Here is a 15,997-nt window from a genome sequence, read left to right as displayed (position 1 = left end):
GTAGGGGAGTAGGGGAGTAGGGGAAATGGCTGAGAAAACGGGTTCCTACAAGGATCTAATTGTTTGGCAGCAGGCAATGGACCTTGCGGTGGCGGTTTACGGCGCGACGAAATCCTGGCCGAAAGAGTAACTTTATGGACTGACCAGCCAAGTGCGGCGCGCCGCAAGCTCGGTGCCGGCGAACATAGCGGAAGGCTATGGCAGAGAGGTCCGAGGCTCCTATCAACAATTTCTCCGTATTGCTCAAGGATCACTGAAAGAACTAGAAACTCAGCTTATGATCGCTGAGCGTATCGGTATCGCACCGAATGCGACGGCGGCTTCATTGTTGGCGAGCACCGAAAGTGTGGGAAAGCTTCTTCGACTTCTAATCCGCAAACTGTCAGCCGAATAGCTTCCCTACTGCCCTACTGCCCTACTGCCCTACTCCCCTACTCCCCTACTCGGTCATCATGCCCTACCAATCCCCAATCTCCCCCGGCCGCTCCTGGTACGAGGACACGGCCGGCCCACGGCCCGAATATCCGGCGCTCGACGGCGATCGGACATGCGATGTCGTCATCGTCGGCGGCGGCTTCACCGGCCTGTCGGCGGCGGCGCACCTCGCCAAGGCCGGCAGCAATGTCATGCTGATCGAAGCGCATCGTTTCGGCGACGGCGCATCGGGCCGCAATGGCGGCCAGCTCGGCACCGGCCAGCGCGCCTGGGCCGAGGAACTGGAAGCGGAATACGGCTTTTCCCGTGCCAAGGCGCTGTTCGACCTGGCCGAAGAGGCCAAGGCGCATCTCCTCGAATTCGCCGCCGTCAACAAGATCGAGATCGACTACATGCCCGGCCAGATGTCGGTGGCGCACAAGCAGCGCTATGTCGACGACTATAAGGCGCATGCCAAGATCATGGCGAACCGCTTCGGCTATCCGCACATCACCTTCATGGACGCGAGGGAGACGGCGGAGCGGTTGGGCTCGACGCGCTACTTCGGCGGCACCCGTGACACCGGCACAGGGCACATCCATCCGCTGAAGCTGGCGATCGGCACGGCAAAGGTGGCGGCGCAGGCGGGCGCGCAGCTGTTCGAGCAGACGCCGGCGACCGGCATCGCGTCCCTTGGCGGCAAGGTGAAAGTGACGACGCCGAAAGGCACGATATCGGCCGAGAAATGTCTGATCGGCGTCAACGCCCATGGCGGCACGCTCGAGCCGATCAGTGCCGCGCACATCATGCCGATCGGCTCCTTCATCGGCGCGACGGTGCCGCTCGGGGCCGACACAAAAGTGCTGCCGGGCGGTGAGGCGGTCGATGATTCCCGCTTCGTCGTGCGCTACTTCCGCAAATCGACGGATGGGCGGCTGCTGTTCGGCGGGCGCGAGATCTACGCCGTCAACGATCCGAAAGACATCCATGTCCACATCCGCCGGCAGATCGCCGAGCTTTACCCTGACCTCAGGGATGTCGAGATCTCCCATGGCTGGGGCGGCTATGTCGGCATCACGATGCCGAGAAAACCCTTTGTGCGCGAGCTGATGCCCAATGTGATCTCGGTGGGCGGCTATTCCGGCCACGGCGTCATGCTGTCGAACTTTTTCGGCAAGCTCTATGCCGAAACCGTTGCCGGCAACCGGGACCGGCTGAGGCTGATAGAGGATCTAAAAATCCCGGCCTTTCCCGGTGGCCGTCGCTTCCGCGCACCCCTGCTCTTTCTTGCGCTCAATTGGTATGCCTTGAGGGACCGGATCTAACCACAGGTTACACCGGATCTAACCACAGGTTGCAGAATCCCTCGCGAACATGCAGAATCCCGTGCAAGGGCGCAGTGATGCCACAATCGCAGGCAAAAGATGAGGGCCGTGGGCAGTTAAACGGGGGAATTTGCGGGGCTGCCCGCTTTTGGTTTTGGGACCGATCTAACGCCGGTTTTCCGATTGAACGTCGGCCCGCAAATGGAGGTTGCAAGAGTGAGAGAGCCCTTCAGTTTCGGCGCGCCGGAACGACGGCGCTTTGCGATGCAGTTTGGCTACGACATGAGGCCCAGGTTTTGGCAGAAAGTCCGGTCGAACTTGCATCTGGTAATCGCCGCGCTTGGCACAGCAGCGCTGCTTGGCGTGGCCGCGGTGGCGCTATGGCTGGCATTGCCGGCCAATGAGAGACAAGCTGTCGCGAGCCCCGAGCAGATCGTTCCAAGCGTTCCGGTAAAAACGACGAAGATCGTGCCGGCTGCTGCCTCGACGGTCGCCGCGGTGCAGCCGGCCACGGGCAAGGCCGATGCGGTTTCGCCGGCGGTAGTTGCGGCTGAGGCCGAGATACCGGCGCTGGCGCCCAATGATCCTCGCTGGACAGGATCGAGGCAGAAGACCGCATCCGGCCAGATGGCGGGCCAAGTCGAACCAACGGCAGACAAGCCGTCCACTGCGGCGGCATTCGCCGATCCGGCAGCGAAAAACAAAGCCGCAGCATTGCTTGCCAAAGTCGCGGCTCCCAACAAGACGGCGCCGGACGGTGCGCAAACCGCCGCCATTCCCACTGCTAAGCCGCAATTGCCGGCGGCGACGCAGAACGATGGCACCCAAGCCAAGGTCGAGGCCAAGAAAGTGAGCGCGGCAGACACCGGACGCATACTAAGGGCCGTCACCATGCGCACCGGACCGAAGAAGAATGCGGCCCCCATAGTCACCGTTCCCGCCAAGACCTCGGTTCAGGTGATGGGCTGCAAGAAATGGTGCCAGATCGTCTACAACGGCAAACGCGGCTGGATCTACAAGAGCTTTATCAAGACTGGCGCTTAGAGCGGTTCATCGTTTTACGAAACGCCGAACCGCTCTATCTCTTTGTTTTTGCGCAATTCCGGACGGAAAACCGTTTCACACTTTTCCTGGAATTGCTCTAGGGCTGGTCGGGTTCAGATGGCTTCCGTACTATGGTTGGCGGCCGAGCAGACGCCGAAAGCGTTGCCATCGTCTGGCATGCCTGCGTTCCCTGACATGGCTGCGATGCTCTTCGAACGGCACTTCGAACAGACCGCACGTATCGCAGCCTTCCCGCTTGCCGCAGACGGGAACCCAGCATTTGACGTCGTGCTTCCAGGCCAGCGCGATCCTCTCTAGGTGAAGACGGGACGAGCTCTTGAGTAAAATGAGCTCACCGGCGACGGCCGTCCGCTTGATGTGGTCCGAGACCTCCTTGGGCATACGCAATTCGTGAAAGCGGCCGGCGTCACGATCGTCTTGCCCGGCTCCCGAGCGATGCGCATTGTCGCCGACATAGATGACCTGGTCTGCGATTTCCCGCGCGGTCTTGTAGGCGTAATGGTACTTTCTGGTCGAGCCTGCATAGTCTGAAATCTGCCCCAGAACGATGCGCTTCCGCTCGACAGTGGCCTTGGCCATCATGTCGAACGCAAGATTGATCGAATGCCAGGGCGACTTGGCGGCGTCGACGATGAATTGCGGACCGCCATTGGTGACGAGCACCTGGCATCGATTTGGCAGCGGCTGAAATGTCGCCACCCTTGCCGCCACTTTTTCGGGAGGAACGCCAAGCTCCAGCGCTACGCTGACTGCTGCGGCGGTCGGCAGCCAAAAATGTTCGGCTGGGAACGGCGTCTTCAGCTCTAGCACGCCGCCACGCCAATGGACGGCCAGCTCCAGCCTATCCGGATAGGCGGCATGGACATTAGTCACGCGGTAGTCGGCCTGTTCCGACAGGCCGAAAGTGACGACGCGATGCGGAGTGGCGGAAGCCATGCCGATCACATGGGGATCATCCGCATTGAGCAGAGCGAAGCCGCCCGGCTGCAGCGCATCGACCAATGCGCGCTTTTCCCCGGCGACGTTCTCCAGGGTCCTGAAAGCTGTAAAATGTTCGAGGCGCACCATGGTGACCACAGCCACATGCGGCTGCAACATATCCGCCATCGGCTTGAGCGTATCGGGCCCATGGGCTCCGGCTTCGAAAACGACGTAGTCGACCTCACCATCAGTCTTCATGCGCTTGTAAAGTGTGCTTACCAGCGACTTGATCGTGTTGGCGAGAACCTGTGCATAGACTGAGCCATGGCTGGCCAGTATGTGTCCGAGCAAACTCGCTGCCGTCGACTTACCCGAACTGCCAGTAATGCCGATGAAAGTCGCGCTGCTTTTTGCCCGAGCGCGTCTTGCTTTATAGACTCTGAGACGTTGCCCCAGGTCTTCGCGAACTTTCCGCAATCTAGCGTTCATCGCGCCACCAAACCCCCACCCTATTGCCGTCTTATGCCTTTCGCTGGATGGTCAAGTCAATTGAAGCCAGGCATGTTGAAGCCCGATATGGCCGGACGGCTCAGATGCAACGTCCACCATCGACCTCCAACGCCACGCCGGTGATGAAAGCCGCCTCGTCCGACGCCAGCCAGAGCGCCGCGTTGGCTATGTCGAGCGGCGTCGAAAGCCGGCCAAGCGGGATCGACGCGCGAAATTTCTCGCGGATTTCCGGCGTGTCGGCGCCCATGAATTTTCCCAGCATGCCGGTCTCGCCGGCGACCGGACACAGGCAGTTGACGCGGATGTTCTTGGGCGCGAGCTCCACCGCCATCGACTTGGTCGCGGTGATCGCCCAGCCCTTCGACGCGTTGTACCAGGTAAGGCCGGGCCGCGGCCTGATGCCGGCCGTCGAGGCCGTGGTCAGGATGACGCCGCCGCCCTGCCGATCCATGATCGGCACGACCGCCAGAGCGGCGTGGTAGATCGCCTTCATGTTGACAGCCGTGATCAGGTCGAAGGTCGTCTCGTCGACATCCAGCATGTCGCCGTTGCGATGGGTGTAGCCGGCATTGTTGACCATGATGTCGATGCGGCCGAAGGCACTCTTTGCCGCATGGACCATCTCGTCGAACTCGGAACGCAACGAGACGTCGGTCTGGGTCCAGATCGCCGCGCGGCCGATCTCGTTGGCGACGCGTTCGGCGCCCTTGGCGTTGAGGTCGGCGACAACGACGCTCGCGCCCTCTTCGGCAAAACGCTTGGCCATGCCTTCGCCGAAACCTGACGCGGCACCGGTGATGATGGCAACTTTGTTTTCCAGGCGCATGGCTTTCTCACTCATAATTGAAGACGGTCGCTCGGCCGGCCGCCGGCGATGGCCGCCGAAAGATCAATATACGCTCGATTTCTCCTTTGGCTTTCGCCTCGATCCCACTCTATGCTGCATATGCGAAGGCCTCCCGGAACCACCTCGCCGACAAGCGTCCGGGTTGCGCCAGTGTCAAGGGCACACATCATGACCACTCGGCAAAGGCCGATTGGTCCTGGGGTGTGACGCCGTGGCACTGGAAAATCTAAATCGATTAGATTATATCAGCCGCGTCACAGCGACCGGCGTCAAAGCGGACAGACCATGACCAGCCAGATCATTCCCGTCGACCCTTTCGACTTCATCATTTTCGGCGGCACCGGCGATCTGTCGGAACGCAAGCTTTTGCCGTCGCTCTACCATCGCCAGCGCGACCATCAGTTTTCCGAACCGACGCGCATCATCGGTACGTCGCGCTCGAAAATGACCGACGAGGAATTTCGGGATTTCGCCAGGCAGGCGATTTCCGACCATGTGAGACCGGCCGATATCGACGCCGCGGAGCTGAAGACATTCCTTGCCCGGCTTTCCTACGTCTCGGCCGATGCGACTACAGGCGCGGGCTTCGACAAATTGAAGAAGGCGATCGGCGAAAGCGAATGCATCCGCGCCTTCTACCTGGCAGTCGCGCCGGCGCTGTTCGGCGACATCTCGCACAAGCTGAAAGAGAACGGGCTGATCACGCCGAACTCGCGCATCGTGCTGGAGAAACCAATCGGGCGCGATCTCGCCTCGGCGCGCGCGCTCAACGATCTGGTCGGCGATGATTTCCATGAAAGCCAGATCTTCCGCATCGACCACTATCTCGGCAAGGAGACGGTGCAGAATCTGATGGCGCTGCGCTTTGCGAACGCGCTCTACGAGCCGCTGTGGAATTCCGCCAATGTCGACCATGTCCAGATCACCGTCGCCGAGACGGTCGGCCTCGAGGATCGCGTCACCTATTACGACAAGGCCGGCGCGTTGCGCGACATGGTGCAGAACCACATGCTGCAGCTTCTCTGTCTCGTCGCCATGGAAGCACCGTCGTCGATGGATGCCGATGCCGTGCGCGACGAAAAGCTGAAAGTGTTGCGCGCGCTGAAACGCATCAACGGCAACGAAGCGCCCAAGCACACGGTGCGCGGGCAGTACCGTGCCGGGGCCTCGGCCGGCGGGCCGGTGAAAGGCTATGTCGAGGAGCTCGGCAAGAACAGCAACACCGAGACCTTCGTTGCGCTCAAGGCCGAAATCGGCAACTGGCGCTGGGCTGGCGTGCCGTTCTACCTCAGGACGGGCAAGCGGCTGGCGACCCGCGTCTCGGAGATCGTCATCGAATTCAAGCCGATCCCGCACTCGATCTTCGGCGACAGCGCCGGACCGATCTCCGCCAACCAGCTGGTCATCAGGCTGCAGCCCGACGAAGGTGTCAAGCAGTTCATCATGATCAAGGATCCGGGGCCGGGCGGCATGCGGCTGCGCCAGATCCCGCTCGACATGAGCTTCGCGCAATCCTTCGACGGCCGCGCGCCCGATGCCTATGAGCGCCTGATCATGGATGTGATCCGCGGCAACCAGACGCTGTTCATGCGCCGCGACGAGGTCGAGGCGGCGTGGAAATGGATCGACCCGATCCAGGATGCCTGGGAAAGCGGAAGGCAAGAGGCACAGGGCTACACGGCCGGCACATGGGGCCCCTCGGCCTCGATTGCGCTGATCGAACGCGACGGGCGGACATGGCACGAGAGCAATTGAACAGCGCCGCCTACAACTGGCACGCGTTTGCCGGACGCCAGGACCTGGCGGCAGCACTTGCCGGCCACGTCGCAGGCCGCCTGACCAATGCAATCGCTGAGCGCGGCACAGGGCTGCTCGCTGTTTCCGGCGGCACGACGCCGGCGAGATTTTTCGCATCGCTTTCGAATATCCCGATCGCCTGGAACAAGGTGACGGTGACGCTGGTCGACGAGCGTTGCGTGCCGGCCTCCTCTCCGCGCTCCAACGCCGGGCTGGTCGCCGCTAATCTCTTGCAAAACGCGGCTGCAGCCGCACGTTTCGTGCCGCTCTACGAAGAGGTAGCAAGCGTTGGCGATACGTCGGAGTCCGATAGCAGGATGTTGCGGTCGCTGCCCTGGCCGCTCGATGTAGTCGTGCTTGGCATGGGAACCGATGGCCATACCGCATCGTTCTTTCCTGACGCCGACAATCTGGAAAAACTGCTCGATCCGTCCTCGGAAAGGGTCGTGCTCCCGGTTCACGCGGCAAGCGCCGACGAGCCGCGCCTGACGCTGTCGCTGGCGCGGATCGTCGAAGCCGGCTTCATCGCACTGCATATCGAGGGCGAGGACAAGCGCAAGACATTCGAGAGCGCGATGGCATCGGCAACACAAAAGCCCATTCGCGCCGTGCTCGACGCAGCCGAGAGGCCCGTAGAGGTTTTCTGGGCACCCTGATTTCAACTTGCCGAGGGTCCCGGCAGATAGCCGGAAGGTGTTTGCGGGACCTCGCCTGAAAGGACCGACGTCATGACCGCGAGACGCGACATCGAAGCCATCACCGAGCGCATCCGCCAACGCTCCAGACCTGGTCGCGAGGCCTATCTCGGCCGCATCGCCGAGGCCTCGAACCGCACTGCCAACCGGGCCGTGCTTTCCTGCGGCAACCTCGCCCATGGCTTTGCCGTCTGCAGCCCTTCGGAGAAGGTGGCACTTGGCGGCGACCGAGTGCCGAACCTCGGCATCATCACCTCCTATAACGACATGCTGTCGGCGCATCAGCCTTTCGAGACCTTTCCGGCGCTGATCAAGGACGCGGCGCGCGAGGCCGGCGGCATTGCCCAAGTCGCCGGCGGCGTGCCGGCGATGTGCGACGGCGTCACGCAGGGCCAGCCCGGCATGGAGCTGTCGCTGTTCTCGCGCGACGTGATCGCCATGGCCGCGGCGATCGGCCTGTCGCACAACATGTTCGACGCGGCCGTCTATCTCGGCGTCTGCGACAAGATCGTGCCGGGGCTGGTAATCGCAGCCCTGACTTTCGGCCATCTGCCGGCGGTGTTCATCCCAGCCGGGCCGATGACGACGGGCCTGCCCAATGACGAGAAGGCCAAAGTGCGCCAGCTCTATGCCGAAGGCAAGGCAGGAAGGGAAGAACTGCTCGAGGCCGAGTCCAAATCCTATCACGGACCAGGAACCTGCACCTTCTACGGCACGGCGAACTCCAACCAGATGCTGATGGAGATCATGGGCCTGCACACGCCGGGCGCCTCCTTCGTCAACCCCGGCACGCCGTTGCGCGACGCGCTGACCCGAGAGGCGACGAAGCGGGCGCTGGCGATCACCGCGCTCGGCAACGCCTACACGCCGGTCGGCCGGATGATCGACGAGCGCTCGATCGTCAACGGCATCGTCGGCCTGCACGCCACCGGCGGATCGACCAATCACACCATCCATCTGATCGCCATGGCGGCCGCGGCCGGCATCGCCATCACCTGGCAGGATATTTCGGACCTTTCGGAAGCCGTGCCGCTGCTGGCGCGGGTCTATCCGAACGGCCTTGCCGACGTGAACCATTTCCATGCGGCCGGCGGGCTCGGCTTCCTGATCCGCGAACTGCTCGACGAAGGCATCCTGCATGAGGACGTCCAGACGGTCTGGGGCGAAGGGCTGCGTCCTTATGCGGTCGAAGCAAAGCTCGGCGCCGATGGCGGCGTGGTGCGCGAGGCCTCACCCCGCGAAAGCGGCGACGAGAAGGTGCTGGCGCCGTTCAAGAAGGCGTTCCAGCCGACGGGCGGACTGAAAATGCTCTCGGGCAATCTCGGCCACGCCGTCATCAAGACTTCCGCCGTGAAACCGGAGCGGCGCATCATCGAGGCGCCGGCAAAGGTTTTCGACAGCCAGCAAGGGCTCAACGAGGCGTTCAAGGCAGGCACATTGACCGGCGATTTCATCGCCGTCATCCGCTTCCAGGGGCCGAAAGCCAATGGCATGCCGGAGCTGCACAGGCTGACCACCGTGCTCGGCGTCCTGCAGGATCGCGGCCAGCATGTGGCGCTGGTCACCGACGGGCGCATGTCGGGCGCGAGCGGCAAGGTGCCGGCGGCCATCCACGTGACGCCGGAAGCGGTCGAGGACGGGCCGATCGCCAGGATCCATGAGGGCGATATCATCAGGCTCGACGCCGAGGCCGGAACGCTGGAAGTGCTGGTGCCGGCCGGCGATTTCGCACTGCGACGGGCGGCGGACAGCGATCTTATCGCCAATGAATTCGGCTTCGGCCGCGAGCTTTTCGCTGGGTTCCGGCAAATGGTCGGCCGTGCCGATCACGGCGCCAGCGCCTTCGGAAACAACGTGGCGGAACTCGCACTGCAGTGAAAAAAGGGCGGCGCAATGCCGTGGCTGGCGGGCCGCCCTTTTGCCGGCGTCGAATTACGTCCCTACTGCACCGTCAGCTCGGCTCGCTCGCCGGCCTTGATCGTCACTGTGCTTTCCCTTGAGCTGTTGTCCAACTTCTCCGAGACGACAGCGTAGTCGCCGGCCGGCAGCGCCGCCTGATACTTCTCGTCATAGGCGTAACCGAGCGATTTGCGGTTGCCGTTGACGTCCTTCTTCGGATCGAAAATCTCGATCTTCGAGGCCCCTGGCGCGGTGATCGCCAGCACGCCGGCATTGATGGCGATCTTCAGATCCTGATTCTCACCGGCCTTGACGCTGAACTGCTGCTCGGCGACGGCGAGGTCGACCGTCGCCATCAACACATAGTCATCGGGCGGCAGATCGAACTTGCTGTCGGGACCATAGGCATAAGTCACCTCTTCCCTCGTTCCGTCGATCTTCTTTTTTGCCTTGAACACCTTGAAGCCGATGCCCGAACCGTCGGCCTTGTCGCCGCCGGCGACATAGTAGGCGTTGGCGACGACGTGGCCGACGCCGACGATGATATCCTTGTCGATGACCCTGCCGGCCGTGAGCGAGATGGTTTCGGTAACCTCGCCCTGCCCAATCGTGACCGTCACTTTCTGGTCGCCGGCCGGCAACACGACTTTCGTGTCGCCATAATAAGTCGGGGGCGTATCGACGCCCGGATAGGCGATCACGACAGCTGCGCCATCGGCCACATCCGCTCCCTCACTTGGCCGCGGGTGAATGATGAGCGTGCCGGCATTCAGCGCGAAGAGAGGCTTATAGACCTGCCCCGCCTCGACCTTGAGCTTCTGTTCGGTCCTGGCCTCGCCATCGCGTGCGACAATTATGTAGTCGTCGGGTTCCAGATTGCCCTTGTAGGCGCCGTATTCGGTGGTGACGTAATCGCCGCGCGTGCCGTCGGAGCTCGCCTTGTAGATCTCCCAGGAATTGCCGTCGGTGACGGGATCGCCACCCTCGGCTAGCACCACGGTCGGCACGAAGTTGAACTCTGGCTTTTCCGGCTCGAGAGCCGGCGCCGGTTGCGGCGCAGGCGCTGGTTCGGGCGCCGGTGCAGGCGCGGCGGCGATAGTTTCGACCAATGCGTTCTGTAGCGCTTGTTCGTCGGACGCCTGGATGTATTTGCCGCCGGTGTTGTCGGCGAGGCAAGCGACCTGCCTGCCCTCGTCCGCGGTCAGGCCGAAGCCGACGACGTCGACGGTGAAGTCGACACCGGCAGCCTTCAGCTCCTTGCCGAGCGCGCACGGGTCGCCATTGCAGGTCTCAAGCCCGTCGGTGATCAGGATGACGGTGGCCTTGTCCTCGGTGTATTTCAGCGCCTCGGCCGCCTGCTTGACGGCCGCGGTCAGCGGCGTCTTGCCGATGAATTTCAGACTGTCGGCGGCAGCGGAAACAGCACCTGCCGAGCCGGCTTGCGGCGGCACGATGAGCTCGATGTCCTCGCAACTGCCCTTCTCGCGATGACCATAGGCCATGAAGCCGATTTCCTTGTCGGCGGGGACCGACTGCAGCACGGTTCGGAGCGATTCGCGGGCAATTTCGAGCTTGGGCTTGCCGTCGATCTGCGCCCACATGGAGCCGGAAGCGTCGAGAACGATGACGACACGGTCGGCGGCAAGGCCGGGCGTCGTCATCCACAACAGGAGGATCGCCGCGGCGAGGCTCCGTGCAAGTCCCGCCATGAAAATCTCCCCCAGTCAGTCACCGTCAGTTCCGGGAAGCTATTTGACGCGGCACTAGGACACAAGCCCGGACGCAGGGTGTGGGAGGGTCGGCCATTGAGCCAAACCCCTCAATACGTCGTGCGCCGCTCTTCGGAAGGCGGCCGGCCGAACTGCAGCCGATAGCTCTGGGCAAAATATGAGTGTGAGGTGAAGCCGGTGGCGATCGCCACGTCGAGGATCGGCATGTTGGTCTGGCGCAGCAATTCGCGCGCGCGCTCAAGCCTGAGCCGCATATAATAGCGACCGGGCGTCACTGTGAGGTGACGCAGGAACAGGCGCTCGACCTGGCGCACCGACAGGCCCGCCGACTTGGCGAGTTGCACCGCCGACAACGGCTCGTCGAGATGATCGGCCATCAGCTCGACGATGCGCCGCAGCTTTTCCGATTTGCCGGTCAGGTCGCGCTCAGGGCCGACGCGCTGGCGGTCTCCGGCGGAGCGGATGCGCTCGTGCTGGAATTGGTTGGCGACGCCGTTGGCGAGGCTGGAGCCGAAATCGCCGCGCACGATCTCCAGCATCAGGTCGATGGAAGTGGTGCCACCGGCGCAGGTGTAGCGCTTGCGGTCGATCTCGAAGACATTGCCGGTGCAGTTGATGTCGGGAAACCGCTCGACGAAGCCGGCGCGGTTTTCCCAGTGGATGGTGCAGCGATAGCCTTCGAGCTGGCCTGCCTCGGCGAGCAGATAGGAGCCGACCGAGAGTGCGCCGAGCGCGTTGCCGCGCCGGCCCCAGCTGCGCAGCGCTGCCAGCACCTTGCTCTTGCCGGGAAACTCCGTCGTCAGCCCGACCGAGACGAAAAGGATATCGACCGGCGGCAGATCGGCGACAGCGTAGTCGATCTTGAGCGGCAGGCCGTTGGAGGCCATGACGGCATCGCCATCGGCCGACACCGTCGTCCAGCCATAGAAGTCGCGGCCGAGCAGCCGGTTCGCCGACCGGAACGTGTCGATTGCCGCAGCCAGCGAGAACATGGAAAACTTGTCGACCAGCAGGAACCCGAACTGCCGGCCGCCTTGAACGGGATCGTTCGTGACCGGCCGCTCTGAGGGAACAGTGAGGTTCGGCAAAGCTGCGCTTTCCAGGATCAGAAGGAGGGCCGTTTCAACCCGGCCGCGAGATAGGCAGAAGCTAGCGTGTTGGCCATCAGCATGGCAATGGTCATCGGTCCGACGCCGCCAGGCACCGGCGTGATGGCGCCGGCCGTCTCCGCCGCTTCCGCATAGGCGACGTCACCGACCAGGCGGGTCTTGCCCTCGCCCTTTTCGGGCGCCGCGATGCGGTTGATGCCGACGTCGATGACGGTAGCTCCGGATTTGACCCAATCACCCCTGACCATTTCAGGTCTTCCGACAGCGGCAACGAGAATGTCGGCGGTGCGCGCCAGTGCAGCCAGGTCCTTGGTGCGGCTATGCGCGATGGTGACGGTGCAGTTGGCGGCAAGCAGAAGATTGGCCATCGGTTTGCCGACGATGTTGGAACGGCCGACGACCACCGCATTGAGTCCGGAAAGATCCTTGCCGCGCACGCGCTCGATCAGCAGCATCGAGCCGGCCGGTGTGCAAGGCACGAACGCCGTCTCCAGTTCGCCGGTGCCGAGCTTGCCGACATTGATGAAGTGGAAGCCGTCGACATCCTTTTGCGGCGCGATGGTCTGGATAACCTTGCCGGCATCGATATGGCCAGGCAGCGGCAGCTGCACCAGGATGCCGTTGATGGCCGGATCGGCGTTGAGTTCGCCGATGATCTTCAGCAGCTCCTGTTCGGAGATCTCGGCCGGCAGCGTGTGCTGGACCGAATGAAAGCCGCATTCCTTGGCGGTGCGGGATTTGGAGGCGACGTAAACCTGGCTCGCCGGATCCTCGCCGACGATGACCACGGCGAGACCGGGCTTCTGCGCGCCCTTTTCCATCAGCTCGACAGTCAAGGCCTTGACACGCTGCACCACGTCTCCGGCGAGGCGTTTTCCGTCAATCAACTCGGCCATGAGGCACCTTCAACATCATTCTTCTTCGGGCGGCATTTTCACGAAAATCCGGCCGGGCAATCCCGTCAAAGCGCCGTCTTATGCCGTTAACTCGAAACCGATGGCTTTTATTCGGCGCTCAGAAATAGCGGCGGTGTGATCGGCTTTCGGTGAGTTCGCGAACGGCTTCGCGGAATTCGCGCAGGCTGGCTCGGATTTCATCGATAGAGGCTTGCGGTTCAGCCGCTTCCGAAGCCTGATTTGCCTTGTCCCATGAGGCTCGGGGATAGGCCGACTGCTGTTGCGGATAAAGCACTTGTCCAGCATGGGGCGTCATGGCCGGCGGATAGGGATAGCCGGCCGGCGGCGGCTGCGTATAGGGGTACGCCTGCATAGGCGGGGCCGCCGGATAGGTCTGTTGCGGGTGCGAAGCATAGGCGCCCTGCTGGGCTTGCGGCTGCTCGTAGCCGGCAGGCGCCGGCCGACGCAGCGCGAAAGGAGACACCGGTTCCGGGCGAGCGGAATAGACGGGATTCCGCTTCGCGTTTTCGGCGACTGTCGGTGAGCCACTGGCCGGTGAGCCGAAACGCGTGTTGGCGGAGTCTTCCCTGCGTGCCTTGCCCGGCACGATGTTGCTCACCGCCGACAGCAGCGCGCTGATCGGACCTGAACGCCTGGTGGCCTCGACTGGCGGAACGGGCGGCGGCGCCTCGTATGCCTTGTTTTCAATGGGTGTCCGGCGCTCGTCCGTCCTTCGGCGCGGCCGCGTATTGGCGGTTTCGCGCAGGCTCGCATAGGCACCGCGCATGGCGCCCAAACCGAGACCAGAGGCGAGGCCCGCCAGCAGGCCCGCAAGCACCGTCACGGCGCGCGAAGGTCCGTTCGGCTCAAGCGGGGCGAAGGCCTTGGAGATCACGTTGATGTTGGCGGTGTTGATGTCCTTTTGCTCGCCGGTTTCCTTGGCGCGCAGAAGATATTGTTCATAGACGGAGCGCTTGGCGGCGGCCTCGCGCTCCAGTTCGCGCAGGGTGACCAGGTCGCTGTTGACGTCGCCGCTGCGGACCTTCAACTGCGCCAGTCGGGAGGCCAGATCCTGTTCGAGCTGCACGGCGCGCTTCAGGTCGACCTGCAGCGAAGAGGCGATGCGGCGCAGCTCCCCGGTGATACGCTCGCGCGAGCCGGCAAGCTGGGCATTGAGCGCCTGGAGCTCGGGATGGCGCGGCCCGAACCGGATCGCGGCGCGGTCGGCCTCCTGTTTGAGCGTCGCATATTGCGAGCGCAATTCGCTCATGGTGTTGGAGTTGATCTCCTCCGGCAAGGTGCCGCTCAGAACCGAATTCACGTCGATCGAGCGCGCCGACGCCGCACGGGCGTTGAGTTCCAGCGTGCGCGCGCGGGCGATGGCAAGCTGCTGGTTGAGCTTGAGCATCTCGTCGTCGCTGATCAGATGACCTTGCGCGTCGACGAGGTCATGCGTGGCCCTGAAATCCTCGACCTTGCGCTCGGCCACTTCCACGCCCTTGCGCAGCTCGTCGAGCCTGCCGGTCAGCTCGTTGGTCGCGCGGCCAGCGGTGTCGGACTGGATCTGTCCGAAGGTCTGGAGGAAAACGTCCGTCATCGTGTTGGCGATGAGGGCCGACTTCTCGCCATTTTGCGTGGTGGCGCTGACGGAGATGACGAAGGTCTTGCCGCCGCGTTCGACCGAAAGGCCTTCGGCCAGATTGCCGACGGCCAGCGCACGGCGGCGGTCCGCATCGGCACCCGGCTCGTCATTGCGCGGCAGGATCGACCGGATGAGCGTCATCACGCCCAGGCCGCCGGAATCTTGCCCGTTGAACTCCGGATCATTGACGAGATTGAGCTTGTCCACGACCTTGTTGAGAACAGTACCGGAGGTGAGCACGCGAACCTGGTTTTCGACGATGGCCAGCGTGGCGTCGGATGCAAGCACCGATTGGGTAAGATCGCGGTCGGTGAGCTTCAGGTCGCGCGGGTCGACGATCAGCTCTGCGGTGGCTTCGTATTTCTTCGGCGTCGACAGCGCGATCGCGACGCCAAGCGTGGCGCCCAGTATGGTCATGGCGACGATCAGCAGCTTCGACCGGGCAATGCCGCGGACGACCTGCATTGGATCGATCAACGGCCTCCATTCTTGTCCGTCGTCGCGGGAAGACCGCTGCTCGGCACCGGCATTATATCGGGACTCGAATGCGGCATATCGAGGATCGTCACCTGCGTATCGCGGATCGAACGCGGCGTATCGAGGATCATCACCGGTGTATCGAGGCTCGAACGCGGCATGTCGGGGATCGGCATCGAAACGGCGGTCCCCGGAAACACCCGCAGCAACCGGCTCCTCCCGCGGACTGGCTTCCGCATAGTCCGCTTCAACGGCCTCGTCCGCCTCAAGCGGCATCCGCACGGCCGAAGCGGATGCATAGTCGGCTCGAGGCTGGCTTGTTTCATCGTTTGTCGAGAATTCCGAAATTACCGGGCGTTCCTGGGGTGCCAAGGGCTCCGGGGCTGCCGAGAGTTCCGGATGCGCTCGCGCCTCCCGGCGTGAGCGCGCGAGACGATGGCGCGTGGCGGCATCCTCGCGCCATGACGGGTCCGCCCGATCCCCGATCGAAACCAGCAATGGTTCAGCGTCGTCTTCGCCGCGCATCGCCTGGCCGAGCGCCAGCAAGGACCGCTCGCGCTTCCAATCTTCACGGTTTTGCCTGTCGACCATTGTCGTGGAGCTTGCCCCTGGCGGCTTGGACGCGCGGTCAGCCATTCGTTAAGCCACGCTAAACAAGCATAGGAAACAA

Annotated in this window: 11 protein-coding genes and 1 pseudogene; 6 read left to right on the top strand and 6 right to left on the bottom strand. The window is 63.0% G+C overall.

Annotated features, from left to right (window positions below; translation table 11 throughout):
• Positions 1-25: 25 nt before the first annotated feature.
• From EOC94_RS11295 to EOC94_RS11285, 3 genes and pseudogenes are all read left to right on the top strand, one after another.
• Positions 26-394: pseudogene (locus EOC94_RS11295) on the top strand (four helix bundle protein).
• 58 nt (positions 395-452) lie between these two features.
• Positions 453-1,739, top strand: a complete 1,287-nt coding sequence (locus tag EOC94_RS11290) for an FAD-binding oxidoreductase (RefSeq protein ID WP_127290415.1) — start codon at positions 453-455, stop codon at positions 1,737-1,739.
• A gap of 216 nt (positions 1,740-1,955) precedes the next feature.
• Entirely contained in the window at positions 1,956-2,783 is an 828-nt protein-coding gene (locus tag EOC94_RS11285) for an SH3 domain-containing protein (protein WP_164759002.1), read from the top strand.
• A gap of 129 nt (positions 2,784-2,912) precedes the next feature.
• On the opposite strand, the gene EOC94_RS11280 is transcribed toward EOC94_RS11285, so the two are convergent.
• Both EOC94_RS11280 and EOC94_RS11275 read right to left on the bottom strand, forming a co-directional pair.
• Positions 2,913-4,214, bottom strand: coding sequence for a Mur ligase family protein (locus EOC94_RS11280; protein WP_127290413.1), 1,302 nt, complete (start codon positions 4,212-4,214; stop codon positions 2,913-2,915).
• Between the two features lie 100 nt (positions 4,215-4,314).
• Positions 4,315-5,061 carry an SDR family oxidoreductase gene (locus EOC94_RS11275; RefSeq protein ID WP_126103654.1) on the bottom strand — a complete coding sequence of 249 codons (747 nt, stop codon included), beginning with the start codon at positions 5,059-5,061 and terminating at the stop codon, positions 4,315-4,317.
• A 306-nt stretch (positions 5,062-5,367) separates the two neighbouring features.
• On the opposite strand from EOC94_RS11275, the gene zwf reads away from it, so the two are divergent.
• From zwf to edd, 3 genes are all read left to right on the top strand, one after another.
• Positions 5,368-6,837, top strand: a complete 1,470-nt coding sequence (gene zwf / locus EOC94_RS11270) for a glucose-6-phosphate dehydrogenase (protein WP_095483534.1) — start codon at positions 5,368-5,370, stop codon at positions 6,835-6,837.
• The gene (gene pgl / locus EOC94_RS11265) at positions 6,819-7,535 is read left to right on the top strand and encodes a 6-phosphogluconolactonase (RefSeq protein ID WP_095483533.1); all 717 of its coding nucleotides are present in this window, start codon (positions 6,819-6,821) and stop codon (positions 7,533-7,535) included. The genes zwf and pgl overlap by 19 nt, the downstream gene beginning before the upstream one ends.
• Before the next feature lie 72 nt (positions 7,536-7,607).
• The gene (gene edd / locus EOC94_RS11260) at positions 7,608-9,452 is read left to right on the top strand and encodes a phosphogluconate dehydratase (protein ID WP_127290411.1); all 1,845 of its coding nucleotides are present in this window, start codon (positions 7,608-7,610) and stop codon (positions 9,450-9,452) included.
• 62 nt (positions 9,453-9,514) lie between these two features.
• Here the strand turns inward: edd and EOC94_RS11255 are convergent, their stop codons facing one another.
• From EOC94_RS11255 to EOC94_RS11240, 4 genes are all read right to left on the bottom strand, one after another.
• Positions 9,515-11,182, bottom strand: coding sequence for a VWA domain-containing protein (locus EOC94_RS11255; protein WP_127290409.1), 1,668 nt, complete (start codon positions 11,180-11,182; stop codon positions 9,515-9,517).
• 110 nt (positions 11,183-11,292) lie between these two features.
• A complete protein-coding gene (locus EOC94_RS11250) occupies positions 11,293-12,291 on the bottom strand; it encodes a GlxA family transcriptional regulator (RefSeq protein ID WP_095483530.1) in 999 nt (332 codons plus the stop codon).
• Positions 12,292-12,308: 17 nt separating this feature from the next.
• The gene (folD, locus tag EOC94_RS11245; RefSeq protein WP_127290407.1) at positions 12,309-13,208 is read right to left on the bottom strand and encodes a bifunctional methylenetetrahydrofolate dehydrogenase/methenyltetrahydrofolate cyclohydrolase FolD; all 900 of its coding nucleotides are present in this window, start codon (positions 13,206-13,208) and stop codon (positions 12,309-12,311) included.
• A 118-nt stretch (positions 13,209-13,326) separates the two neighbouring features.
• Complete coding sequence (locus EOC94_RS11240; protein ID WP_127290457.1) at positions 13,327-15,918, bottom strand: GumC family protein; 2,592 nt, start codon at positions 15,916-15,918, stop codon at positions 13,327-13,329.
• Positions 15,919-15,997 lie beyond the last annotated feature (79 nt).

Source organism: Mesorhizobium sp. M6A.T.Ce.TU.016.01.1.1 (assembly GCF_003997065.1).
GTDB classification, from domain to species: Bacteria; Pseudomonadota; Alphaproteobacteria; order Rhizobiales; family Rhizobiaceae; genus Mesorhizobium; species Mesorhizobium mediterraneum.
This window is presented reverse-complemented; position numbering and strand designations above follow the sequence as displayed.

Excerpts from the sequence above, each read along its gene's own strand:
- EOC94_RS11290 (WP_127290415.1), top strand. The coding sequence starts at position 453 with ATGCCCTACCAATCCCCAATCTCCCCCGGCCGCTCCTGGTACGAGGAC.
- EOC94_RS11280 (WP_127290413.1), bottom strand. The coding sequence starts at position 4,214 with ATGAACGCTAGATTGCGGAAAGTTCGCGAAGACCTGGGGCAACGTCTC.
- EOC94_RS11275 (WP_126103654.1), bottom strand. The coding sequence starts at position 5,061 with ATGCGCCTGGAAAACAAAGTTGCCATCATCACCGGTGCCGCGTCAGGT.
- zwf (WP_095483534.1), top strand. The coding sequence starts at position 5,368 with ATGACCAGCCAGATCATTCCCGTCGACCCTTTCGACTTCATCATTTTC.
- pgl (WP_095483533.1), top strand. The coding sequence starts at position 6,819 with ATGGCACGAGAGCAATTGAACAGCGCCGCCTACAACTGGCACGCGTTT.
- edd (WP_127290411.1), top strand. The coding sequence starts at position 7,608 with ATGACCGCGAGACGCGACATCGAAGCCATCACCGAGCGCATCCGCCAA.
- EOC94_RS11255 (WP_127290409.1), bottom strand. The coding sequence starts at position 11,182 with ATGGCGGGACTTGCACGGAGCCTCGCCGCGGCGATCCTCCTGTTGTGG.
- folD (WP_127290407.1), bottom strand. The coding sequence starts at position 13,208 with ATGGCCGAGTTGATTGACGGAAAACGCCTCGCCGGAGACGTGGTGCAG.
- EOC94_RS11240 (WP_127290457.1), bottom strand. The coding sequence starts at position 15,918 with ATGGTCGACAGGCAAAACCGTGAAGATTGGAAGCGCGAGCGGTCCTTG.